Below are 240 nucleotides of genomic sequence, written 5' to 3' on the forward strand. Positions count from 1 at the left end.
TAAATGCAAACACAGCTAGCATAACTTCTAATACCAATTCGATTGCAGGACTCGATACACGAGTGAGTTCCAATACGAGTAGTATTACTGCTGAGATAACAAGAGCAACTGCTGCAGAATTAGCATTGACTAACGGAGTAAATGCAAACACAGCTAGCATAACTTCTAATACCAATTCGATTGCAGGACTCGATACACGAGTGAGTTCCAATACAAGTAGCATTACTGCTGAGATAACAA

1 protein-coding gene is annotated in these 240 nt (G+C 39.6%); it reads left to right on the forward strand.

The genetic code is table 11. The features are described from left to right. Positions 1-240 (forward strand): hypothetical protein (locus tag ACST14_RS11005; RefSeq protein WP_459463490.1); only part of this gene is annotated, 240 nt, incomplete at both ends.

The organism is Aquirufa sp. A-Brett2-15D, from assembly GCF_054558735.1.